The sequence below is a fragment of the Rhizobium sp. NPDC090275 genome, assembly GCF_044772225.1.
Lineage (GTDB): Bacteria > Pseudomonadota > Alphaproteobacteria > Rhizobiales > Rhizobiaceae > Rhizobium.
The window spans coordinates 16,676-40,681 of the sequence record NZ_JBIVYL010000006.1 but is presented as its reverse complement, the minus strand read 5'-3'; the positions used below and the strand labels follow the sequence as shown (position 1 = coordinate 40,681).

The 24,006-nt window shown below is 57.9% G+C and carries 20 protein-coding genes and 1 pseudogene; 14 read left to right on the top strand and 7 right to left on the bottom strand.

The genetic code is table 11. The features are described from left to right. Nucleotides 1-15: 15 nt before the first annotated feature. The 3 genes from ACIQUB_RS16375 to ACIQUB_RS16365 all read right to left on the bottom strand — a co-directional run bounded on the left by ACIQUB_RS16375 (nucleotide 16) and on the right by ACIQUB_RS16365 (nucleotide 3,285). Entirely contained in the window at nucleotides 16-849 is an 834-nt protein-coding gene (locus tag ACIQUB_RS16375; protein WP_402930637.1) for a DUF5131 family protein, read from the bottom strand. A gap of 151 nt (nucleotides 850-1,000) precedes the next feature. Beyond that, nucleotides 1,001-2,158: an RHE_PE00001 family protein gene (locus ACIQUB_RS16370; protein WP_402930635.1), complete on the bottom strand. Its 1,158-nt coding sequence runs from the start codon at nucleotides 2,156-2,158 to the stop codon at nucleotides 1,001-1,003. Between the two features lie 239 nt (nucleotides 2,159-2,397). Further along, nucleotides 2,398-3,285, bottom strand: coding sequence for a LysR family transcriptional regulator (locus ACIQUB_RS16365; protein WP_402930633.1), 888 nt, complete (start codon nucleotides 3,283-3,285; stop codon nucleotides 2,398-2,400). A 103-nt stretch (nucleotides 3,286-3,388) separates the two neighbouring features. Here ACIQUB_RS16365 and ACIQUB_RS16360 point away from each other — a divergent pair, with 103 nt between their 5' ends. From ACIQUB_RS16360 to ACIQUB_RS16350, 3 genes are all read left to right on the top strand, one after another. Next, the gene (locus ACIQUB_RS16360) at nucleotides 3,389-3,724 is read left to right on the top strand and encodes a helix-turn-helix domain-containing protein (protein ID WP_402930631.1); all 336 of its coding nucleotides are present in this window, start codon (nucleotides 3,389-3,391) and stop codon (nucleotides 3,722-3,724) included. Between the two features lie 408 nt (nucleotides 3,725-4,132). Continuing rightward, nucleotides 4,133-5,047, top strand: a complete 915-nt coding sequence (locus tag ACIQUB_RS16355; RefSeq protein ID WP_402930629.1) for a recombinase family protein — start codon at nucleotides 4,133-4,135, stop codon at nucleotides 5,045-5,047. 2,441 nt (nucleotides 5,048-7,488) lie between these two features. Then, the gene (locus tag ACIQUB_RS16350) at nucleotides 7,489-7,968 is read left to right on the top strand and encodes a hypothetical protein (RefSeq protein WP_402930627.1); all 480 of its coding nucleotides are present in this window, start codon (nucleotides 7,489-7,491) and stop codon (nucleotides 7,966-7,968) included. Nucleotides 7,969-9,878: 1,910 nt separating this feature from the next. On the opposite strand, the gene repC is transcribed toward ACIQUB_RS16350, so the two are convergent. From repC to repA, 3 genes are all read right to left on the bottom strand, one after another. Beyond that, the gene (gene repC, locus ACIQUB_RS16345) at nucleotides 9,879-11,102 is read right to left on the bottom strand and encodes a plasmid replication protein RepC (protein ID WP_402930625.1); all 1,224 of its coding nucleotides are present in this window, start codon (nucleotides 11,100-11,102) and stop codon (nucleotides 9,879-9,881) included. A 154-nt stretch (nucleotides 11,103-11,256) separates the two neighbouring features. Continuing rightward, nucleotides 11,257-12,249 carry a plasmid partitioning protein RepB gene (gene repB, locus ACIQUB_RS16340; RefSeq protein WP_402930623.1) on the bottom strand — a complete coding sequence of 331 codons (993 nt, stop codon included), beginning with the start codon at nucleotides 12,247-12,249 and terminating at the stop codon, nucleotides 11,257-11,259. Then, nucleotides 12,246-13,481 (bottom strand): plasmid partitioning protein RepA, encoded by a 1,236-nt coding sequence (repA, locus tag ACIQUB_RS16335; protein ID WP_402930621.1) that lies wholly within the window; start codon nucleotides 13,479-13,481, stop codon nucleotides 12,246-12,248. The genes repB and repA overlap by 4 nt, the downstream gene beginning before the upstream one ends. A 650-nt stretch (nucleotides 13,482-14,131) precedes the next feature. On the opposite strand from repA, the gene trbB reads away from it, so the two are divergent. Genes trbB through ACIQUB_RS16280 form a run of 11 tightly spaced genes read left to right on the top strand, consistent with a single transcriptional unit; the run spans nucleotide 14,132 to nucleotide 23,756 of the window. Next, nucleotides 14,132-15,103 carry a P-type conjugative transfer ATPase TrbB gene (trbB, locus tag ACIQUB_RS16330; protein WP_018899383.1) on the top strand — a complete coding sequence of 324 codons (972 nt, stop codon included), beginning with the start codon at nucleotides 14,132-14,134 and terminating at the stop codon, nucleotides 15,101-15,103. After that, nucleotides 15,093-15,473 (top strand): TrbC/VirB2 family protein, encoded by a 381-nt coding sequence (locus tag ACIQUB_RS16325; RefSeq protein WP_026283169.1) that lies wholly within the window; start codon nucleotides 15,093-15,095, stop codon nucleotides 15,471-15,473. Before trbB ends, ACIQUB_RS16325 begins: the two co-directional genes overlap by 11 nt. Further along, nucleotides 15,466-15,765: a conjugal transfer protein TrbD gene (locus tag ACIQUB_RS16320; protein ID WP_018899385.1), complete on the top strand. Its 300-nt coding sequence runs from the start codon at nucleotides 15,466-15,468 to the stop codon at nucleotides 15,763-15,765. Before ACIQUB_RS16325 ends, ACIQUB_RS16320 begins: the two co-directional genes overlap by 8 nt. Before the next feature lie 11 nt (nucleotides 15,766-15,776). Next, on the top strand, nucleotides 15,777-18,212 hold the full coding sequence (locus tag ACIQUB_RS16315) for a conjugal transfer protein TrbE (protein WP_402930618.1): 2,436 nt from the start codon (nucleotides 15,777-15,779) through the stop codon (nucleotides 18,210-18,212). Then, nucleotides 18,205-19,014, top strand: a complete 810-nt coding sequence (trbJ, locus tag ACIQUB_RS16310; RefSeq protein ID WP_402930616.1) for a P-type conjugative transfer protein TrbJ — start codon at nucleotides 18,205-18,207, stop codon at nucleotides 19,012-19,014. Before ACIQUB_RS16315 ends, trbJ begins: the two co-directional genes overlap by 8 nt. Nucleotides 19,015-19,018: 4 nt before the next feature. Further along, nucleotides 19,019-20,200, top strand: a complete 1,182-nt coding sequence (gene trbL, locus ACIQUB_RS16305; RefSeq protein ID WP_026283170.1) for a P-type conjugative transfer protein TrbL — start codon at nucleotides 19,019-19,021, stop codon at nucleotides 20,198-20,200. Between the two features lie 21 nt (nucleotides 20,201-20,221). Further along, on the top strand, nucleotides 20,222-20,884 hold the full coding sequence (locus tag ACIQUB_RS16300) for a conjugal transfer protein TrbF (protein WP_402930614.1): 663 nt from the start codon (nucleotides 20,222-20,224) through the stop codon (nucleotides 20,882-20,884). A gap of 14 nt (nucleotides 20,885-20,898) precedes the next feature. Continuing rightward, entirely contained in the window at nucleotides 20,899-21,729 is an 831-nt protein-coding gene (gene trbG, locus ACIQUB_RS16295; RefSeq protein ID WP_402930612.1) for a P-type conjugative transfer protein TrbG, read from the top strand. A gap of 3 nt (nucleotides 21,730-21,732) precedes the next feature. Then, nucleotides 21,733-22,179 (top strand): conjugal transfer protein TrbH, encoded by a 447-nt coding sequence (gene trbH, locus ACIQUB_RS16290; protein WP_402930610.1) that lies wholly within the window; start codon nucleotides 21,733-21,735, stop codon nucleotides 22,177-22,179. A 15-nt stretch (nucleotides 22,180-22,194) separates the two neighbouring features. Continuing rightward, nucleotides 22,195-23,493, top strand: a complete 1,299-nt coding sequence (gene trbI / locus ACIQUB_RS16285; RefSeq protein WP_402930608.1) for an IncP-type conjugal transfer protein TrbI — start codon at nucleotides 22,195-22,197, stop codon at nucleotides 23,491-23,493. Nucleotides 23,494-23,534: 41 nt separating this feature from the next. After that, entirely contained in the window at nucleotides 23,535-23,756 is a 222-nt protein-coding gene (locus ACIQUB_RS16280; RefSeq protein ID WP_018899393.1) for a hypothetical protein, read from the top strand. Nucleotides 23,757-23,798: 42 nt separating this feature from the next. Here ACIQUB_RS16280 and ACIQUB_RS16275 read toward each other — a convergent pair. Beyond that, nucleotides 23,799-24,005 (bottom strand): annotated as a pseudogene (locus ACIQUB_RS16275) (transposase); the annotation flags it as partial. Nucleotide 24,006 lies beyond the last annotated feature (1 nt).

Below are 24,006 nucleotides of genomic sequence, written 5' to 3'. Positions count from 1 at the left end.
GTAGAGCTGTCAAGTTCAGGCAGCTCTTTCTGCCTTTTCGCAGCCCTTTGGAAACTCCCTCACCAACCTGCCATCAACGAGTCCTCCCCCTTTGCCATGAGGATCAACTTCTTTGACTTGCGCTGGCAACATTCCTTGCTCTTGCACAAGCGGATTATTGCCAGGCGCTCCCCATTGTTTGTGAAAAGCTGCGATATCGTATTCCTGACAATCGGCAATAATGTCTCGCGCCCATTGGCTCACCATAGGGCGAGCGCGCGGGCCACTTTCTCCGCCACTGATAAGCCAGTCCGGCCGCGGATCGCCATGTGATATCCGAAGCGGGCCTATCGCCGGCTCGTAGGACACAAACCAGACGCGAGCAGGGATGAGGGAGAGGAACCGCTTTCTTTGATCGAAACGGGATTGATCCTCGGCGGTAAAGCCTAGCCAGACATTCGAGTATCCCTTGCTCCCCCAATCGGCCGGCAGCATTTTCTGAATGTTCTGAGGGCGCTTTGTCAGCAACTGCCAATCCAGCGAGGGTGTTTCGCGGATGACCTTGAAGAGATCTCCACGCCATGCGGGATCTGCCTGGTTATCGAAGACGTCGGCCAGCGAAGCACAGAACACGCGCTGCCGGCGGCCGTGCAGGCTCGCAAATTCGGCGGCTTTGCGTTGCCACATATGCGGAGCCTTCCAATAGCTTTCTGTCGTCCGCTTCCGCGGTGCGTTACCCCACTTCACTTGACCGGATCGCTTGGCCCAAGCCTCGGCGTAGCAGTTGTCGCAACCGGGGCTAATGTTTGTGCATCCTGTCCACGGGTTGAAAGTGTGGTCGGTCCATTCGATCGTGGAATTCATCGCCATGGTGACACCTCTCGCCAAAAATCTGCAAATCGCTTGGTGATTCTACTTTCGTTCTCTCCTGTCACAAAATGATTAAGGTTGTGATTGCCTTTAAAGGACGCGTTACCGGCTGGCTCCCTTCTGGGCCGTCGCCTGAACGCGTGAGTTTAGTTTAGATTACGCCCCATGCACGAAACCTCCCCCTGCCCGTCATCTCGCGCAGGCCGAGCTCCACGACGATCCGCCGCGCCGCCTGCTGCGTGACACCGAGCGTCTCCGCCACCATGCCAGCGGAGACCAATGGCTTTGCCATCACCAGCTCGACTAACTCCGGCAGTTTCGACGATGTGCGCCGCCCGGCAATCTTCCGCTCCATCATCGTGCGCGCCAGTGCCAGCCGGTCGTGCTCTTTCAGCCCGATCTCGGCGACAGCCAGCAATCCGTGGGCGATCGCCAGCAGCCTTGTGTCGCGGTCACGATGCCGGCGCCGATCGACCGAGATGGTTTTCAGGCCAACATTGACCGCCACCAGATGGCCACCGGTTGAGATGTCCGCCTGGCGCAGCAGCGCCGCGGCCAACAGCCGGCCGAGCCAGGGCGCGTGTTGCGACACGGATAGCTCGTTCCAAGCGTCGAGGGTGACGATCGCCGCCAGCACAGGCGGCAGCTCCTGCGCCTGCCGGACGACGTCGCGCCATTCATCAAGTCGCGCATTCTCGTCCCAGTCGAGATCGTAGACTAGCGCCTTGCTGTCCGCGGCGCGGTGGCTTGCCACGTGGCTCGGGCGCTTTGCCTCCTCAATCGCCGCACTTGCGCGAGCGAGGATCGCGTCAATGTCGGCGAAGACGCTGGCGTCCGGGTCGGACGCGCTCGCGTCAACATCGTCACGCTCCCCCTCCCCTCCCCCAGGCGGTTCGCCGCCAATCTCGTCAGCCCCACGCCCGTCGTCGTCACCCAATGATGGTCCGGGCCATGCCCGGGCGTGCCGGAGGGTGCGCAGGCCGTCGGAACTAAGGGCCCAGGCCGGTGGCTGGCTGGCGATGCGGCGGCGGCTGCGCAGCACGTCGCGGGCGATGGTGAGTTCATGGGTCGGGGCGCGGACGTCGGCACCAGCGTCATGGAGGACGAGATCCTCGAGATGGACGAGTTCGCCGTCGAGCCACAGCGAGGCGCAGGCGTCGGCAAAATTCTGGCGTTCGATAAGGCCGGCGCCGACAGTCGAGCGGGCGATGCGCTCGTCGAGCCGGCATAGGGCGGCTGTCGCCTCGGTGACAGGCTTGAGCAGGCTCTGGATGGGCAGCTGGGTGAGATCGTAACGCATTGAATTCATGGTAAATCATTCGTTAAACGAATGCTAGATGATAGTTACTATTCGTCACTGCGTATGGTTGATAGTTGCGTGTTAAAATATCGATAATGATCGGTTATCGATAGGAAAGCGGTGCACAGCTGATCTCTTAATGTGTGCAACGGAGACCGATCAATTCATTGCGATTCTCAAGGTCGAGAATCGCCTTTTAGACGTGCCCGGTCAATCCTTCGGTGTCTTTAGCGCACGCCTTCCCAACATCACCCTCGCCGCACCATCGATTTCGCGATCTCGACGATATCATCACGCGACGCCGTCGGATCCTCCTTCGACCAGGCAATGCCAAGCCCGATCTTGAAGTCGATCCCCCTCACCTTCTTAAGCACGAAGCTGCGGTTCGGGATATCGGTGGTCCACTCGGGTGCAAAGCCGATGCCGAGGCCCGCAGAGACGAGAGATACCAGCGAATAGGTGTCGTCGCAGCTATAGGCGACGTTCTTCGTCAGATCGTACTCCTCGAACTTCTCATTGAAGTACCGCTCGGTAAAGGAGAGGTTCTGCCGGTTGAACGCAATGATCTTCTGATCGCGTAGATCTACGATCGAGATCTCGTTGAGCGAAGCCAGAGGATTGCTCTCGGCTACCGCCAGCAGATAGCGTTCATGGGCAACCGAGAAGAAACGCAGCGATCCGATGTTTTCGACCGGCCTGATGAAGCCAAGGTTCAATTGCCCCGTCTCCAGTCCGCGGATGATGTCTCCAGTGTTGCCTGAAGCGATATGGATGCGGACATCGGGAAACTTGCGGGCGATCTTGCTTAGGAACAGGGGTAGCATCCCCATGGTTGCTGGATAGACGTTACCGATCTTGATCTGGCGGATGCGATTGCCGCCTGCGGCCCGCGTCAGCTCGGTCGTCAGTTCCATCTCGCTGAGGATGCGAACCGCGCGATCATAGAAGGTCTCCCCTGCCCTCGTCAGCTCAACCCGACGAGTGGAGCGGATGAACAACGGACAGCCAAGCTCCCTCTCCAACGCCATCACATGATTGCTGAGCGCCGGCTGGGCGATATTCATCTTGATCGCAGCCCGCTCGAAGTGAAGCTCCTCGGCTACGGCTCGGAAAAGGGATAGTTGGCGCAGTTCCATCGATAACCTCGAGCGGATTAAAAATCGAACACTACATATTGTAGTTATAACACTCCAAAACGTTCATGGCCAGATTGTTATCAATCATGAACAAATTGTTCGTATGGACACACTGGCAAAACGTCTGAAGCAAAGAAGTAAGCACCTTGGGATAACGGTCGCTGAGGCGGGTCGCCGTGCCGGTCTCGAGGAACGTCGTTTCGCGCACTACGTTGCAGGTCGACGCGAACCCGACTTGGCCACACTTGTTCGCATAGCAGAAGCACTGGACACTACACCAAACTGGCTGCTGGGGTTCGACGCACATACCGAGAGCGAAAAGTGGCTAAGCGAGCTGTTGGATCGTTTCGCTAATGCCGCAATGGGAATGGCTCCTGAAGAACTCAAAATGGTCGTCATCCAAGCTGAGGCAATTACAGCCGCGAAGGCGAAGCGTTAAGCGTCGGTCCCAGCTGACCAATCCTTGCGACTTGGAACGTTAACACGCGGATTTGCTTTGTTGCAGAGCGAGCGTCTGAAATGGTCGCCCCGAACGCCTGAGGCGATACCCGCCTTCCGTATGTTGCCTAGTGGCTGCGGAACAACCGACCTTATCACAGTGAAACACAAGCATCGATGTGATTTGGAGAAAGGTGACCCGAGTGCGTGGGTTAAGTCGCATTTTTCCACTGTAGAGCGCCGCCAGATGACGCTGTCAACGTGAAATGAGTAACCATGAGCGCCACCCAGCAAATCGCGCTGTGTGGCCCGCTATTAGTAGCTTCATACACGCTTGCAAAAATAGTGTTATTGGCACACTTTACATCTGTACAGATTATATGAGCTCGGAGATCGGCCTATCACCGCGGTGCAAGAAGAAGTAGACAATCACAAGTCTCCTACCCGTCTCGTAGGATACGCACGTTTCTCGTCCGCTGGTGATCAAGCCAACGATCGACAGGTCGATGATCTCCGGGCGGCCGGTTGTGACCGCATCTTTCAGGAGCATGGGTCCGGCTCGCCACAAACGAGGCCGGTCTTGGTCCGCCTACTTGCAGAGCTCAACGCTGGGGATGCTTTGGTAGTCGCCCGCTTGGATCGAGTGGCACGCTCAGCTGGCGACCTCCTGGGGCTAATTGAAAAACTCAAAGATCGAGAGATCGGCTTCCGCTCTCTCGGTGACCCCATCGACACGGCTGGGCCGCTGGGTGCCTTCACCATCCAGGTTCTTGCCGCGATCGTAGATCTTGAAAAGGCGCAAAGCGCCGAGCGCGCGAGAGATAGTATCAAGGCAGCAAAAGCTCAAGGTCGACTACCTGGCAACCCCGGCCTTCGGGGAAGACGCCCGGAAGCGATTGAAGCTGCGTCCAAGGCACGCGAGAAGCTTTACATCGATAGTCTCAATGCCTCGTCGGAAACCTGGCTTCCAGTCGTTAGGCAACTGCGCCCGAAGCACAGCTGGGATAACGTCGTCGACGTTCTCAACCGACGCGGCCAAGATTGGACGGTAGAGCGTCTTCGTCGAGCGGTACACCGTCTGGTGCGCGAGCAGCTAGCAGAAAAGGAGCTCCTTGACCGCTCCCCTCGCCGCGCTCCCGAAGACCATCTGATGAAGAAGGTAGCGGCAATCACGATCGCTGATCCGAGCTTATCGCTTCGCGACATTGCAAGTGAGCTTGAGAAAATGGGAGAACGACCGGCACGTGGCGGGAAGAAGTTCCAGGCCTCATCTGTTCGAGATCTGCTGGACAAAGCCCACCGATTTGGTCTCATCCGCCGTTAGGATCAAAAAGCCCGGCGCCTGTGTCTACCTCATTCCGTCCGACAGTACTATTACACCAAGGCGGTTGCTCTTGATCCTCTCTCATGCTTTCGGGCGTTAGGGTGTCCATCAAACGAAGCGAAGAACTGACCCCTGCAAACGTAATCGACCTGATCAGTCGTCTCGCTCCCTCGGCTGACATCTCTTGAAGTCCGTCACGCCGGGAACCTACGCAGAGCCGATAGCCTTTTTGGGGGATGGTCGTTACCGGTGGTTGGCGACCCAACCCGAGCGCGGTCGCCCACTGCTGACAGGGAAATATTCCCCGGTCTGACCCGGACAATCGACCTTGCTGGTCAGGATCCAGTCCTACCGATCGCTTCTCGACGTCAGGTCAAAAAGCGCGCATGTGGAAGACCAATATCGCCAAAGCCTGCCGGATAAGGCGGAAGCCTCCCGACGGGCTCAAGCCGTTCTTCGAATGATCCCTCGCCGGGGGCTCATACGAGTGCCGATACCAATCGCCGAACGCAGCAAACGCCAGCCCATGAGCACCACTGGAAAGCCGCAGCGTCAAAGGCGCCAGAGCATGACGTATGGCACATGGCACCCGAATAAACGCTGATCAGCGCCGAGGCATCATGGCCCGGCATTCGTGGCCAGCACCAGTTTTCAAACCATCCGGTTCCATATTGGCTGCGCCTCAGGATCGAGCGCTACAGATTTCGGGGCTCAGATACGTTCGATCTCATTGCTCTGCTGAGCACCCAATTGCCTTTTTTACGATGTCGCGTTCGCAACGGCATGCGATGGTTTCCATAGCCACCCGGCTCAGTGGATGTCGATCAAGGTAATTTTTGGTTGGCCTACCCTACCAGAAAGCCACACGCACAATCAGCCAACACAATTGCCGTCCAAAGAACGCATGTTGCGTTGGGACGACTGGCCATCTTGGTGCCTGAACAGACACGACGGCCCCGCCAAACAGCCCTCGCACACACTGGCGCCAACGTCAGGAGATCGGGGCACCCGATTGCGCCCCGCGAAGCTTTCTCTCGGCCGACAGCCTCTCGTCGGACAGCAAGCATCCAGCTAAACTTCGCAAAACGCCTCTACACCGCACGCACTCCTTTGCCGAACGTCCTGCAAGCTGGCACCGGATTCTGTTGAGACTCAGCCTCAAAATTCATCGCTCATGGGACGCACCAATCCCCGCGAGCCCAAACCTTCACATCTAGGATCGCTTGCCTTGCGCTGATGTTGATGGGCTTCCTGCGTCGTCTCGAAGCCAGTATGCCCCTCCGCCTAACGGCAGAGACTTGGGACAGGCAGTCACTCAGTGTAGCGCAGGGTTTGCATTGACCACCTGCGGAGGAGCGGGAAGCAGGCGTCAGGCGCCATGCAAAACTGGGCCGATAGAGGCAAACAGAACTCGCCCTTCCCCAAAGAAGGGCCTCGCGAGCGCACAGACCATGACAAATGCTTCACCATGTCTGCGCGGAGGGGAGCAGTGCCTGACGCCCGCTGAAGAGCCCCGCACCCTGTCCGGCCGTTAACAGGTGTCCCCATACTCTTCTCGCAAAGGTCTAGTAGCTGAGAGCTTCCGCCGCGGAAAGGCAAGTGATCGAGCGAAGCGACCGTCGTGGACTAGTTCGTTGGTTGGGTCGGCCGTTGCAAGGTACAGCATGGTTCCCAGCAATATTTTTAGAGAAATTGATGAGAGCCTGCGTGGGCCGCGGCCCACAGATTTAACTATCTGAATTTACTACATAATCCAAGTTGATGAAATATCGCAAGGATCTCAGCTGGCCTCCGTGGGCCGCGGCCCACGACCTCAACTCACTGAAATAACGTCATTTTCTGAAGTCGATTGCAAATCGGCTTTTTTCACGCCCTTTTCTCCAGCCGCGCAGCGTCATTGAAGTATGCGAACGGCGCCCAACCAACCACTGATCTCCCACTCGCCTCCTACCACCTGCGAACCACGACGCGCGTGGAGGTCAGCGTAAGCTAAGGGGGCACTTCGAAGTGCCCGTCGGCGTTCTCGTCACATCCGAGCTCCAACAAGCGAGCGGCGAGAGGAGGGGGACATAGACCCCACGCAGCAAACAGCGACCAGCGCTCACCAGTCAGCGATCAGCGATCATTGGAACCTTTGACGTCGCTAAAACCAGCGAGCGATCGGACACCTCCCTATCGCCAGCCACCCACGGAGAACATTCGTCGCTGCTGCAAGTCGAACGAGACCTGCACGCATAAGCATCGCGCGGAAACGCCATATCTTGCTCGTCAGAAGAACGGTCCGCGACCGGGATCGCGACAACTGGATGTTTGGCTGAGGTCACTCGCACCTCTCAGCGATCCATTCATACCGCCGGGGTCGGATGGCTTCGACGTCGTCATCAAAAACCCGGGAATGACGTTTCTATTGATTCGTCGGCGGAAGCTCACAGGAGATGATCATGGAAGCGGGGCGGACGAAAAGCGCAATCATGTGGGCAGCGGCCGGACTTGTTGGACTGGGGCACGCCGCAGCCTCGGCGAACTGCGTGTCGATTATCCAAAACGAAAACTGGCCAGCTATCGCACGCGCGATCTCCAATGTCAGGCTCTGCGAACAATTGCCGGTCGGACCTAACAAAACGAGGAGTTTCGAGGTGGCCTATGCTGAAGTCTGTCCGCAGGCGGGCGGGCTGACAACCGTGCGGGCGCAGGCCTATCTGACATGTGAGGCCGACGTCAGTTCGTTGTTTCAGGTCGATGCCGTGGAAGGAAGAGTAAACGTTGCCGTCACCCTGGAGCCATCAACTTGCAGGGTCACCGACGCTCACCTCAATATCGATGATGGTCTTGGAGGCCTCCTGTCCGGTCTAACCGATACCGACGACCTGGCGCGTAGCTGGGCACAATCACAAGCCACGCGGTTGTGCCGATTGCGGTAAGAGGAGCGGACGAGAGGGAAGGGGCGCTCTTTGAACCACAGCCTGCTCAAACCCCATCGCAGCAAGACCGATCGCCCCTGAAGTCCGTGTCGGCAGCGTAAGAAGCTCTCTCGTATTAAGAGACAGAAGAAACACCAAATGTCTCCCCTCCGTCTCGAAAGACATTTGCAATTGGCAGAGGGGAGAGGGTAAGGTAACCCGGTAGCGAAACATATTTCCTGGCCTCGTATTCCCGCCCAGGCGCCCCGCGGACCGATAACATTCCCCGAGAATGGAGAACGAGCGTTGACGCTCCATGCACCTAAGCATCTCACTCCGGTCGCCTCTTCCTGAACTTGCTAGGCTGCCTCCTACATAACGCGACCGCCCGATCGCGATTGAGCGTCATGCGCGACGTAAATTCGATGCTTCGATCTCAACCGCAAATGAACCATAAGAAGCAACGCGCAGCACATTCCCACTGAAGTTGTGGCTGCTGCACTGGTCGCAGCCCCATTGAGCCGCAGGTTATCTTCGTTCGCTCGGTGGCCAGACGTCATTGCCAATTGAAGGTTTTCGCGACGATCATCCGGCAATGGCGGCTCCTCTTTGCCGATCCCCCCTTCGAGATCGGCAAAGGATCCCAATCGCCGCTCTGCAAGCGAGCCAGGCAAAAGAGGTCCAAAAGACCTAGAAGCATTGATAATAGGACCGGTCTTATGACTCCCATGCTGGACAGCCGTATCAACACCGGGGCTATGTTGCCGCCATGTCACGGATCACTCCACACGATTCCGTTCAGCATTGGGTCGGAAACCGGGACGGAAGCATCGCGGTCGACGCGCGCTCATCTCGGCGCTAGTCCGGGGACGCAAGTCGAGCGAAGGCACTTGAGAAAGGTCGGCCTCAACGCGGGTATAAGTTTCTCGCTTCGCCCGAACGACTCGACCGTCATCAGCATCACCGCTGGATGCCTCAGCTTGAAATATGATGCCTCCCATCTCGAAGAATGACGGATCTCACCAATCTCTGCTCGAGCAGCGAAGCCGACTGAGCGCAAAACGCAATTCCTCCTCGAACTAGATCGCAACACTAAGTCCTGCACCCGATGCAAGACAGGCGCGTGCCGGCCGACCTTATGCCTCCCAACCTAAACAAGGGCCACACGCGCTATCCCAAAAGCCCCTTCAAGATCGTTATCTTGTTTTGCGGTAATGTCAGGCAAAGCTGAGCCGGAGGATGTCCCGCCGAAGCATTGATCAAACCATCGCAACGCTGGTGCCAACACCGTTCGTGGAATTAATGATGCAAATGGTTGCAAGGACGCCGATGTCGCTCAGACCACCCACCACATTCCTCCTCTCCGAGATCCAGGATTGTCTCATTTTTGATAGGCTTAGTAATGTCTGACTCGGCGCGACGGAACTCTGACTTTGAATAACTAGGCCTGGCAGTAGGTCGCAGATCTTGCCGATCGTGTGACATGATGACCACGCCTGGTCGACTTGGGTCGAGACCAATGAAACTCCGACTCTCGTATCCCCGATCGACAGCGACTGCCAAAAAAGTCTGACGAGAGTCATCAGGCTCTTCCAGGGCATATTTCGAACAATCTGCGGCACGCGGAGCCCCTTCCTTCCGGAAGAATGCCCGAGGCAAGCGCTGCCTTCATCTCTTCCACCCTCCGTAGTGCTTGCCGCCAATGACCGCTTCGCTTGCTGCTTGTTGCAACGATACAGCAATCAGAGCCTCCAACCTTGCTCCTGTTCCCGATGGATGCGCCCTATAGGAGCGCGCAACGGCTCCACACCTGCAGCGCAGTACCGCAGTTTCGTCCAACTCGAACGTGAACGAGACAAATCCCGGGGCCACAGGGATATCTATCCCCGCGACCATGTGTCTTGCTGCTCGTAAAGTTTATTCGCTAGAACTCAAACCCTCCGCTCGGAATCGGCATTCGCCTTCAAGAGAGCCATGAGCATTGGACCAAGAGAAAACGCACCTCTTTGTGCCCGGCCGGTCAAATCTCTCAGGTATCCACCAGGCGAATTGATCAGGTTGGCTCGCTCGAGCATGCAGGCGACTGACACCGCTGCGTTCTCTTGCCCCATGACATCACAAGCTTGTTGATAGGCCGAGGGCGTGATCCCCAACATCGATCGGACGACCACCCCGGCTGACATGAAGTCACGCCACGACGTGATGCTCCCGCCGGGCCCGTAACCGACAATCTGCGGGCATGCTCTCAACACGGTACCCAGCGCGAAAACCTTGAGAGGTTCTCGTAATTGTTTCTTTGCCCGAGTATCTTCCACCGATTTCGCTTCCAGCTCCATTTCAGAGCTTTGTTCAAATTCATTAGGAGAATCGGGATTCGAATTATGTATGTGCCGCTCAATATGAGCATCATTGGTGCCCGAAAAAACCGATTTATCGTGCTTTTCCAATCGATTGAGAATCTCTGTCCGCAAGACGAGCATTTCATCCAGGGCGCGGGTGACCTCACCTAGCGATGTGACGCGCGGCAGGCGTCTAACGATGGCCGCATAGGCTGCTTCTATGGCATACCAATCACCGCCTTCGACATCTTCTTCGATGGCAGCGGTAATCAGCTTTCGAACATCGCGTCTGCAGATCGTCAGGTCCTCTTTCGACTTACGCAATCTTGTGCGAGCCGCGATCACCTCTTGGGCCATAGCTGCAAGCTCTTCTGCGCGGGCCAGAAGGGGGGCGAGATCGAAGCCAAAGGCACGTTCAACGTCGCCGGCAGCATCCTTGCGTGCATACCGTTTGCCGTTGGCACTGTCTTTGCGCACGATCAAACCCGCCTCGACCAAGAGGGCGAGGTGACGTCGCAACGTTGAACCGGGCATGCCATTGGCCCTGAGGGAGAGTTGGAGGTTGGAAGGATAGACAACTAACTGTCCATCCTGGCGCAGTTCATTTTCAGGATAAAAGCTCAACAAAGCGTCGAGCACTGCAAGGCTGTTCGATTGAAGGCCCAGCTGCTCCATGGCGGCAGAGGCGTCCCGCTTAACTTTCCACTTGTCACAGGTCTTCCCCGCCTTCAGCTCAGCAACCGATTGTTGCCGCCTGATCAAGGCAAGCGTCATCGGCCGCCGCCCGAACGGCGTCGCCACACTTTCCGTATGCATCGTCCTTTACCTTTCTTCAGGCAAAAGCAATTCGCTCATCAAAACGATGCCAAAGACTCTTGACGATGAATCCCGGAAATGCGATTCTACTGGTGCTTAGACAGATAGGGGCTTCCAGGACGGCGACGTTTTGGGGGCTCTTTTCTTTTGCGGGTTACGCTTCCTTTTTTGGCTGCAGTTTTGTGCGGTATTCTGCGTAGATCGAGGGCAACTGCTCCAGTACGAAGGCGGCAAAGTCTGGCATTGCCTTCCTGTCAATCGTCAGTTCAACCTTGGTCTTGTTTTGTTTGACTTGAGCAAGACGTTGTCCGTCCGGCCCAGAAAGCACGTCTGGAGCACCGCGTGTGATTCGACGCGGCTTCAGATGGGCGATCATGCTCTTGAACCGATCCTGCGACGGCAGGCTCTTGAGCGTATGCGCATAGCGCGTCGCATCTTCCGGTGAAGACGCTTTCTCAACAAGCTCGGTCAATTCGATCCAGCTGCGTCGCCCGACGCCGGGTGCCCGGCCAATTGCGTCGATCAGATCAGCTGGCAGCGCATCGACGATGTTGAACATCCGCGTCAGATCGCTTTTGTCTACAGACATCGCCGCCGTGATCACGTCGCGGGCGAACCGTTCCTTGAGACGCGCTGCAAAGCGGGCTTTCTCGATAAACGTCAGGTCCTCACGCTCGTTGTTTTCCTGCCCCTGAGCAATGACCAGCTGTTCGTCGCTCAGTTCGCGAACAATTGCCTTGACCTGAAGGCCGAGTTCAATGAGCGCACGCAGGCGTCGGTGGCCGAAGGCGACCTGATAGCGGCCCGATTGTTCAGGATGAGGGCGAACGAGGATCGGAACCTGTTGGCCTTGCTCTCGTATGGAGGCGACGAGACCATCGAGGTCCCCTTCCATTCGATCCTGCACGAAGGACGGTTCAATGGTAGCGGCATCAAGCTCGATGACAACCTGGCCTTCAGCCAGCTTCCTCTCGATTTCATTCGCACGGCGACTGCGATCGTTGAGGTCGCCAAGCGACTTGCTGATTGCGGCCAGTGGCTTTGATCTCGGCGCGTCGAGGTGTGGTCGTGATGGTGGCGGCGGAGCAGCTTGCTGCCCGTCCTTGGCTTCATTGTGAAGCATCGGGAGGAGGTTTTTCCGGCTCATGATCTACCCCATGTCGCTTTGATCAATGATTCGATCTCAGCGTTGACGTTGTTCATCGATTCCAGTGCCCGGTCGTACGTGGATCGGGTGAACTGGGCGCGTTCCACCTCGAATAGTGTCTGGTTGGTGATGCCTGCATCGGATACGGCCGTGCTCTTCAGCATCGGATTGACCAACACGTTTTCGCCGAACATCGAGCGAAGGAAGGCGACCATCTGGTTCTGCGGGCCATCGGTCGGCTCAAACCGGGTAATGAGGTAACGCATCCAGTTGTTGCGATCCTCGGCGCCAGCTTCGGCGATTTCATCCAAAAGGGCGCTTGTCATGGCGAGGAACTGGTTCATGGACATGACGTCAAGCATCTGCGGATGGATGGTGATCAGAACCGACGTTGCGGCCGTCAGTGCCGACAGGGTAAGAAAGCCCAGTTGCGGAGGGCAGTCGATCACAACGACGTCGTACGCGTCCTCCACGTCCTTGATTGCAGCCTGCAGACGGGCAAAAAACAGGATATCGTCGGGTTTGCGTTGCAGCAAAGCCTTTGGAGTGTCGTGTTCGAACTCCATGAGTTCCAGATTGCCTGGGATGACATGAAGATCAGGAATATAGGTTCCGCGAATGATTTCCTGGATAGGACGGCGCTCCTCGTCGTAGCGGATGGCGCCATAGACAGTTTCGTTTTCGCCAACGTCGAGCTCGGGCTGATTGCCGAACAGGGCTGACAAACTGGCCTGCGGGTCGAGATCGATCGCAAGGACGCGATAGCCGCGCAGTGCCAGATACTGAGCCAGGTGAGCTGCGGTCGTCGTCTTTCCCGAGCCGCCCTTGAAATTCATCACCGAGATGACCTGCAGCTCCTCACCTTCGCGGCGATGCGGCAAGTAACGGCCGTTCGAACGGGCCGGCTTGTCGAGATGGGCGCGCATGGCGGCGATATCCTGCACTGAATACATGCGTCTGCCACCGGCGAGCGCCGGACTGAAGTCGCGCTCCGAGCCGACGGAGGCTTTCTTTTCCAATTCGACCGCACTTGTGCGAAGATAACCTTCGGCTACCCCGAGCAGCTTTGCGGCTTCCGAGGGAGAAAACGACCGAATGGTCTTGCGCGCATGTGGCGTGAAGATATTCGATTGGTGCTCTTGAAGCTTGGCCGAAAGCGACGCCGAATGGCTCGCGATCTTCGATCGGAGCGGTGAAGAGCGGCTGTCGCCATTGTTTGTGGTCTTGGTCATCATTTCGTCCATCAGGGCACGTATGCGGAAAACGCCCGAAAAACGTGAAAAATACGCATCTGAGGAGTGCATCGATTCTCTGACCCTTGCAAGCCTTTTAAAGTTAACGAGATCTTACTCCACGCACTGATTGGATGGATGCTCCACCCTTATGCGGATCTCAATCAACAAAATCAGCGGTTTACGTTCAATTTTGTTATCCAGTCTCGATGTGCGTTCGAAAGCATCCGGGCGCTGTAAAACCTTATGATCCAGCAAGCCGGCTACTAACCGGATGGGTTGGGCGTCGAATTCGATGCGAATCGTCGTCCTCACTTAGGCTGTGGCCCTGTCTTTTCCTTCCAGATTATCTCCTGGCATTTGAAGTCTTGCTGACCAGCCTCGGCTTTCCTGAAATACGCAGCCGATTGACACGCATCGGCTCGTCGGGCTGGAGATGACCGTGATCAAGGCGACGGGACATCAACCATTACAGCCTCGTCTGCTCCGAAGTCGCGAACCTACGCCGAAGCCTGTTCGATGAACTACTCGCAGATCTGCGAGTAGACGCTGGTGGCTTGAGCCCGCTACCAACCAGTCACCAGGTCCTGATCACAGAAAAATTTCGGATGGACCCTTGGCCAACCCGCAACCTGCGACGGGATACCTCTATGACCGACAGCAGCCGCCATTCGATATCACGCCTGATCAGCAAGCTCGAACATGCCCTCGGCCCGGAGCTTTGTCGTATGATCGACGAGCCGGATGTCATCGAAGTCATGCTGAACCCCGACGGCAAGCTCTTCATCGAGCGTCTGGGTGGGTCGATCAATACGCTCGGCAACATGGCGGCTTCGGCGGCTGAAACGGTGATTGGCTGCGTAGCGCACGTCCTCGGCGTGGAAGTTGACAATAGCAGACCGATCATTTCCGGCGAATTGCCAATTGGGGGCCACCGTTTTGAAGGATTGTTGCCTCCCGTGGTAACCGCACCGATTTTTTCAATCCGGAGACGATCATCGCGACTGGTTCCCCTCGACGAGTATGTGCGATCGCGCAACATCACCGTATGGCAAGCGGATGTTATTCGGGAGGCGGTCGCGCAGCGAGCGAACATCGTCATTGCAGGCGGTACCGGATCGGGAAAGACGACGCTGGCGAACGCCATTCTTGCGGAGATCGTAGCCTTCTCACCCGAAGATCGTCTGATCATTCTCGAAGACACCGCCGAGATCCGCTGCGAGGCCGACAACGCCGTCAGCCTGCATACAAGTGAGCTGGTCGACATGTCGCGGCTCCTGAAGACCACGATGCGGCTTCGTCCCGACCGCATCATCGTTGGCGAAGTGCGCGATGGTGCAGCGCTGACCCTCCTGAAAGCCTGGAACACCGGACATCCGGGCGGCATTGCGACCGTGCATGCAAACTCAGCACGCATGGCGCTACAGCGCCTTGAGCAATTGACTGCGGAAGCAAGCCTGCAACCGATGCAGGCGGTCATCGGTGAGGCAGTTGATCTCATCATCGCCATCCAGAGAACACCGAAAGGGCGACGGTTAAGCGAAATTCTAAGCGTCGCCGGTTTCAGCGACGGCCATTATCACATCGAGGCTCGCGATAAGGATACCCGTCATGCGGCTTAGAACAACGCTATGTATCCTCGCGGCAACTCTGTTGGTGAGCTCACCCGTCCTCGCAAGCTCGGGCGGATCGCTTCCCTGGGAGGGGCCGCTGGAGCAGATCCAGCAATCCATCACCGGACCGGTCGCCGGCTATATAGCGCTTGCAGCCGTGGCAATTGCCGGCGGCATGCTGATCTTCGGCGGCGAACTCAACGATTTCGCGCGGCGACTGGTGTATGTGGTGCTGGTCGCAGGGATCCTGCTTGGCGCGACAACGATCGTCGGCCTGTTCGGCTCGACCGGCGCTTCTATCGGTGGCTCGTTTGGCGTCAAGCAAACCGCGATCCCGAATGCAAACCGGGTTGGGGGAGGGGAGGGGCGTCATGGCTGACGCCGGCGCCGGGCTCCATCGCAACCGGATCCATCGCGCCTTGTCGCGGCCGAACCTATTGATGGGAGCGGACCGAGAGCTCGTGCTGCTGACCGGGCTCGCGGCAATCATTCTCATCTTCGTCGTTCTGACCGTGTATTCGGCCCTGTTCGGCGTCGCGATCTGGATCGTGGTCGTCGGCGTGCTCCGCATGATGGCGAAATCCGATCCCATGATGCGCAAAGTCTATGCCCGCCATATGCGCTATCGGGCGCATTACCTTCCGACCTCCGCGCCCTGGCGCCGATACTAAGGGCCCCCGCGATGGTCGCGTTACGCACATTTCGATCGACAGGTCCATCATTCGCGGATCTCGTTCCCTATGCCGGCCTTGTCGATAATGGGATCCTTCTGCTGAAGGACGGTAGTCTGATGGCCGGGTGGTATTTTGCCGGTCCGGATTCCGAAAGCGCGAATGACTTCGAGCGCAACGAGCTCTCCCGTCAGATCAACGCGATCCTCTCGCGCCTCGGTACGGGCTGGATGATCCAGGTCGAGGCCGTGCGGGTGCCAACGACGGATTACCCGTCGGCTGAGCGCAGCTATTTCCCCGATCCGGTCACGTCGCTGATCGATGACGAGCGTCGGCGGCATTTTGGACAGGAGCGCGGACATTTCGAAAGCCGGCACGCGCTTATCTTGACCTACCGACCGCCAGAACGACGCCGATCCGGCCTGACCCGATACATCTACTCGGATACCGAAAGTCGCTCAGCAAAATATGCCGATACCGCTCTCGATGCGTTTCGGCGCTCGATCAGGGAGATTGAGCAATATTTCGGCAATGTTCTCTCGGTTCAGCGCATGCAGACCCGAGAGGTTCCCGAACGCGAAGGTAGTCGCGTCGCGCGCTACGACGAGCTCTTCCAGTTCATTCGGTTCGCCATCACCGGCGAGAACCATCCCGTCCGCCTGCCAGAAATTCCCATGTATCTGGACTGGTTGGCGACGGCAGAGCTTGAACACGGGCTGACGCCGCGGGTCGAAGGTCGATTTCTCGGCGTGATCGCGATCGACGGGCTTCCGGCCGAGAGTTGGCCGGGGATCTTGAATAGCCTCAACCTCATGCCGCTGACATATCGGTGGTCGTCGCGTTTCATCTTCCTCGATGCGGAGGAGGCAAAGCAGCGCCTGGAGCGAACCCGCAAGAAGTGGCAGCAGAAAGTGCGGCCGTTCTTCGACCAGTTGTTCCAGACGCAGTCTAGGTCGATCGATCAAGATGCGATGGCCATGGTCGCCGAAACCGAGGATGCAATCGCCGAAGCCTCGTCGCAATTGGTGGCATACGGCTATTACACTCCTGTCATCATCCTCTTCGACGAAAGCCGGTCGGCGCTGCAAGAGAAGGCGGAGGCGGTTCGTCGCCTCATCCAGGCGGAAGGCTTCGGAGCTCGCATCGAGACGCTGAATGCGACCGATGCCTTTCTCGGCAGCCTGCCAGGCAACTGGTACTGCAATATCCGCGAACCGCTTATCAATACGCGCAATCTGGCAGATCTCGTTCCGCTGAACTCGGTCTGGTCAGGACAGCCGTCCGCGCCATGCCCGTTCTATCCATCCGATGCACCACCTCTCATGCAGGTGGCATCCGGCTCGACGCCCTTCCGACTGAACCTTCACGTCGACGATGTCGGTCACACCTTGATTTTCGGGCCAACCGGGTCCGGCAAATCGACCCTTCTCGCGCTGATCGCCGCGCAATTTTGCCGATACGAGAAGGCGCAAGTCTTTGCCTTCGACAAGGGAAATTCAATGCTGCCGCTGACGCTCGGCGTTGGCGGAGACCACTACGAGATCGGTGGCGAAAGCGGGGAGGGGGCCAGTCTTGCCTTCTGCCCGTTGTCAGAGCTTTCGACCGACGCGGATCGGGCCTGGGCCTCCGAGTGGATCGAGACCCTCGTTTCGCTTCAAGGCGTGACGATCGCGCCAGATCACCGTAATGCGATCTCGAGGCAGATTGGATTGATGGCATCGGCGCCTGGCCGCTCGCTCTCTGACTTCGTCAGTGGCGTCCAGATGCGCGAGATCAAGGATGCCCTCCATCATTACACGGTCGATGGCCCGATGGGTCAGCTCCTCGATGCAGAAGAGGATGGCCTGACGCTCGGGCGCTTCCAGTGCTTCGAGATCGAGCAGCTGATGAATATGGGCGAGCGCAATCTCGTGCCGGTCCTGACCTATCTTTTTCGACGGATCGAGAGGCGGCTCGACGGCTCGCCAAGCCTCATCGTTCTGGACGAGGCATGGCTGATGCTCGGTCATTCTGTGTTCCGCGACAAGATCCGGGAATGGCTCAAGGTGCTGCGCAAAGCGAACTGCGCCGTTATCCTCGCGACGCAATCGATCTCCGATGCTGAGCGCTCGGGCATCATCGACGTGCTGAAGGAGTCTTGCCCGACCAAGATCTGCCTTCCGAATGGCGCTGCCCGGGAAACCGGCACCCGCGAATTCTACGAGAGGATCGGCTTCAACGAGCGGCAAATTGAGATCGTCGCGAACGCCATCCCGAAACGCGAATATTACGTGACGTCGCCCGACGGCCGAAGGCTGTTTGACATGTCGCTGGGTCCGGTCACGCTCTCCTTCGTCGGCGCTTCTGGCAAGGCCGATCTAGCCCGCATCAGGGCGCTATCATCGACCCATGGCCACGAATGGTCGGGTCAGTGGCTCATCGAAAGGGGTATCAACCGCAATGATTGAAGCAATCCAGTTTTTGAAACTCGGCAAATCGTTGGTGACCGGGTTGGTCGCCGCCGGGCTGACCGCGACGCCCACTCTCTCCTACGCAGGAGGCGCGGTCACCGGCGCGACCGAGATGACGCAGATGCTCAACAATGGTGAGCTCATCCATCTTGTTGGTCAGTCGACTGAGCAGATCAACAATCAGATCAAGCAGATTACCCAACTTGCTGAGCAGATTCAAAACCAGCTCAATATCTACCAGAACATGCTGCAGAATACGGCCCAGCTTCCAAACCACATTTGGGGTCAAGTCGAAGGCGATCTTAACCAGCTGCGCGACGTCGTGAATCAGGGTCAGGGCATCGCCTTCTCCATGGGCAATGCCGACGATCTCCTGAAGCAACGGTTCAAGAGCTACTCGGATTTGAAGGCCGACCTCCCGAACGCCGAGAGCTTCTCTTCTACCTATCAGACGTGGTCGATTACCAACCGCGACACGATTTCCAGTACCCTCAGGGCGGCAGGCCTTACCGCCGATCAGTTCGACAGTGAGGAGGATACAATGGGTCAGCTGCGATCAATGTCGCAAGCGGCGGACGGGCAGATGAAGGCGCTTCAGGTCGGCCATCAGATTGCCGCTCAGCAGGTCGCGCAGATGCAGAAGCTCCGCGGCATTGTCGCCCAGCAGACGACGATGATGGGGACTTGGCTGCAGAGCGAACAGACGGACAAGGACCTTGCACAGGCGCGAAGGGAGGCATTCTTCGGTGGCACGGCACCACCTACCTCTGGCGGCGAGAAAATGAAGATCGAGTGGTAGCCTTATGACCATTTTCATCTCCCCTCGACGACGAAACCTGCTCCTGATCGGCGGCTTCCTCGTCATGTCACACCCCGCCCTCGCACAAGAAGGCACGGTGCTGACAACACTCCAGACCCAGATCACATCAGCAGCCAAAGGGTGGGAAACCACCACCATGGATGCGGCGAGATCGCTGTTTTGGATCCTCGCAGTCATCGAGGTCGGCATTGCAGCGGTATGGCTGGCGATCCAGGCAGCATCGCTGGACAGTTGGTTCGCCGAACTGGTGCGGCGCATTATGTTCATCGGCTTTTTCGCGTTTGCGCTGACGCAGGGACCGGCCTTCGCCAAGGCGGTCGTAGACAGCCTTTTCCAAATAGGTGCCGGCGGGGGTACCGCTTCTCCTGCTGATGTCTTCAATGCCGGCTTGGCGGTGGCGACTAAAATGTCGGAGAAAATTCAGTTTGGCGTCTTCGAGGATAACGCGCTGGCAATCTCCTCAGCTTTTGCAATGATCGTCGTTGTCGTTGCGTTTTCTCTTGTCGCGGCAATTTTCGTGTCGGTCATGGTCGAGATGTATCTCGGTCTGCTGGCCGGTATGATCATGCTTGGTCTTGGCGGCTCGTCGTTTACCAAAGATTTTTCGATCCGCTATTTTGTTTACGCCTTCTCAGTTGGCATGAAGCTGATGGCGCTGGTGATGATTTCCCGTATCGGCTCCGAGGTTTTGATCGGCCTCGCAAATGAACCTCAAGTCGGTGACCAATTTCGAACCGCTCTAGCGATTGCCGGCGTCTCCGTCGTCGTCTTCATCATCGCGATGTATGTCCCGAACATCATCCAGGGCGTCGTGCAGGGAGCTTCGGTCTCCGGCGGAATGGAGACAATCCGCCATGGCGGACAGGCGGCCTCGTTCGCAGCGGGTGGCGCGTTTCTCGGCGCCGGTGCGGTCGGCGCTGGCTTTGCCGCCGCGCAGGCAGCGCGTGCCGGTGGCTCGTCAGCAGCTGGCTCGGTGCTCAAAGGCATGGGCGCAAGTTTCAGCTCCGGTGCCATGGCCGCCGGGTCCGCTGCCAAGGAGAAGGCGATCGGGTCACCCGGTGCCTATGCCGGCTCGCTTCTCGGCCTGGCCAACGCGAAACTCGATCAGGCAAGGGGCAATCCTACAGCTCCGCCACCTCCTCCGGAACGACCGGACAAACCATAATTCACGGACAGGATCACACACATGGCAGGGCATCCCGCACCTGAGAACCCGTATCTTGCCGCAAGGCAGGAATGGTCAGAACGTTACGGCTCCTACGTCAAGGCGGCCTCCGCCTGGCGGGCCGTTGGCATCCTGAGCCTGGGATTGGCCGTTATCGGCGTCAGCTACGCGCTCTATCTCAGCACGCAGGTCAAGCTCGTTCCTTACATCGTCGAGGTCGACAAACTCGGGAACACGGTTTCCGGCGGCTTCCCGCAGCAGATCGAATACGCCGACACGCGGGTCGTTCGCGCGACCCTTGGGAACTTCGTGACCAGCTTCCGCTCGATCACTCCGGATGCGGTGGTCCAGAAGCAATATATCGATCGCACCTATGCACTGCTTAGAACGAGCGATGCGTCGACGCAAAAGGTCAATGCCTGGTTTCGCGGCAACTCGCCGTTCGAAAAAGCGGTCAACGCGACAGTGGCGATCGAGGTGAACAACATCGTCGCGCTCTCGAACCAGACCTATCAGATCGACTGGACAGAGTACGAGCGCGATCGGAAAGGCAGGGAGGTCGCAACCCGGCGCTTCCGAGGGATAGCGACCGTGTCGATCACCTCACCACAAGACGAAGCAACAATCCGGCTCAATCCGATCGGCATCTATGTGACCGATTTCGACTGGACCGCGCAACTTTGAGGGCAGGATCTGCAATGAGGATCAAACATAAACGCGTCGCGCTTGTTTGCATGCTGGCGCTTGCCGCATCGGCCGAGATCTCATCCACTGCGATCGCCCAAAGCCTGACGGGCAACGAGGCAAAGGGGACGAACCTCTCCGGTAAATGGCGAGGGCAGGCCGGACTGGTGACACGTGGGCCGGACGGTAAGGTGATTTTCCTCTTCGGTGAAACGCAGCCGTCAGTCGTCTGCTCACCCTTGCAGGTCTGCGATATCGAGCTGCAGGGTGGGGAAATCGTCCGCGACGTGCTGGTTGGCGATACTGCTCGGTGGAAGGTCGAACCGGCAACCTCTGGCGCCGCAGGCGGTCAGGCGATCCACCTGATCGTCAAGCCGTCCGAGCCGGGGCTTGTCACGTCCATGGTGGTGACGACCTCACGGCGCACCTATCATATCCAGCTGAAATCGCACCCCTCGCAATACATGGCCCGCGTCGGGTTCGAATATCCAGAGGATGCCGCCACGAAACTATCCGACATCAACGCCCGCATCCAGGCAATGACTGGGCCGGAGGGCGGTGTCGCGCCCGAACAGCTGGCCTTCTCCTATGTCTTGAGCGGACGCGCTCCATGGCGCCCCAAGCGCGTCTATTCCGATGGGCAGAAGACCTACATCCAGTTCCCCCGCGCAATCTCCGGTCAGGATGCGCCGGTCCTGTTCGTCGTATCGGGCGGCCAGAACCGCATCGTCAATTACCGGATGAAGAACGACATGATGATCGTCGACTACAATATCGACAAGGCGGTCCTGATATCAGGAGTCGGCTGGAAACAGCAGAAGATCACGATCCGGCGGGGAGGATAAATCATGCGGCTCCATCGCCTCATCCCCACTGTAATCGCTCTCGGCCTAACTGGATGCCAGACGGCAACCGACGGGCTCTCCACAAATGCTGCACCCGCTGAAATCACCGGGCCTGCCGCTGGCGCTATTGCCGGCGACATGGCGGGCCGGTTCGCCGAGCAAGCCGGATCGACGACCACTCCCATCAAACTGCACAAGGACACGTCCGAATTCTCCGTCGCGCTCGAGGCGGCGTTGAAGGGTTGGGGCTTTGCCATCGTCACCGATGGCAAGGGCGCGGGCGCGAAGGATTCAACCAAGCCGGTCGAGCTGGCTTATTCGATCGCTGCGGTAGACGGGCAGGTGCTCGCGCGCCTGTCGACGGACGCCATGTCGCTCGGTCGGGCGTATTCAGTCAGCAATGGCGTGGCGACGCCGGCAAGTCCCCTTTCCCTCATGAAGCGAAACTGACAGGCGGAGACGATCATGGTCCAATCGCTGCAACTGGGAACGTCAAATCAATCGGCTGACGACAAAGGGATGAAGCGCCTCAATCGCGTGCCCCTGTTCGTCGGTATCGGGATCCTGGTTCTGTTCCTCGCCGTTCTGGTTTACGGCCTTTCCTCGCGTGGGCTGCGGTTTGGTCAGCACGATCCAAACGATGGCGGATCCGGCGCGCCGGCTTCGACCTTCGCCGATCAGCTTAAGCGGGGTGTCAAGGATGGCATTATCGGTGACCGGGAGGTACAGCAGCCAGTGTTTCAGCCAACCCCTGTTCCGCAGCAGCAGGGAGCTGCTCGCCCGGTAGAGGCAGAACCGAAGGCCGAACCACGGCAGCCCAGCAGGTCTCGCATGGAATCCGACGAGGAGTGGAATGCAAGGATGCTTCGCGAACAGCGAGAACAGATCTTCCGCGAACAGCAGCGCCAGCGCATGGCAAGCCTGCAGGCGAGGGGGGCGGCCCTCGACTCGCCACTGAAGGTCGACATGTCAGATGTCTCGGCACAATCGCCAGTCGCGCAATTTGCTGGAGCGCGTCAATCGAACACCGCGTCGAGCGGCGCGCAAGATCTCTATGCTGCAGCGTTGAGAGCGGGCGCGGCCGGTCAGGTCGATCAGAACGGACAAACGTCCAAGGAAGATTTCTTTAACGCTGATATCAAGGATCTCGGCTACCTGCCCAATCAGGTCGTGCCACAGCAGTCGCCATACGAGCTCAAACGTGGGTCGGTGATACCTGCCACGCTAATCACGGGTATCAATTCTGACTTGCCCGGCCGTATCACGGCCCAGATCAGCCAGAACGTTTATGACAGCGCAACTGGCCATCACACACTTGTGCCACAAGGCACGAAGCTTCTTGGCCGATACGACAGCAAGGTGTCATTCGGACAAAACCGCGTTCTCGTTGTCTGGACCGACATAATCTTCCCGAATGGTTCGACCCTGCAGATCGACGGCATGGCTGGAATCGACGCTGAGGGCTATGGTGGTTTTAACGACAAGGTCGACAATCACTATCTAAGGACCTTCGGGTCGGCGGCGCTGGTCGCGCTGATAGGGACGGGGATCGACATGTCGATGCCTGAGAGTTCAACTCTCGCTACGAAGGACACAGCTTCAGACGCGGCACGTCGGAATTTTGCCGAGACTTTTGGAAGGGTCGCGGAACAGACAATCTCGAAAAACCTCAATGTCCAGCCGACGATCAAGATCAGGCCGGGATACAGGTTCAATGTGCTCGTTGATCAGGACATTATTTTCCCGGGAAACTACAGGGGTTAAAGTCTGACATACTGCCGGGCTCAGAAGACAAGGAGTTGTCGATGGTCGATCGAATGTCAGAGCGCGCGAAGGTCGATCTCGACCGTGTGATGCAACAGCTCTACGATATTTCGCCAGAGGTTGATAAGCTCGCTACAGACTGTGCGCATGCCCTGCAGTCAAATGTTGAAGCCGACGGCGACTACATCTCAAAGCGGACCGTGAAGGCATTCACCGACATTCGCGAGGGCATTGCGCAGATCGTGTCCCATGAGATGGTGTAACTGCCGACGAGGCCACCGTACTCTCCGGCCAGGCCGGGAGGATCAACGCGCCACGGCTGGCAAGCTGATGATTGGATCATCGCTCATTTTGCCGATGGCTTCTACTGTCATGTAACGCGACCGTTGCACCGCCCACTCATCGTTCTGCTCGAGGAGCATTGAACCGACGAGCCTGACACTGGCATCTCCGTTTGGAAAGATGCCGACGACATCGGTCCGCTTCTTGATTTCTCCATTGAGGCGTTCGATT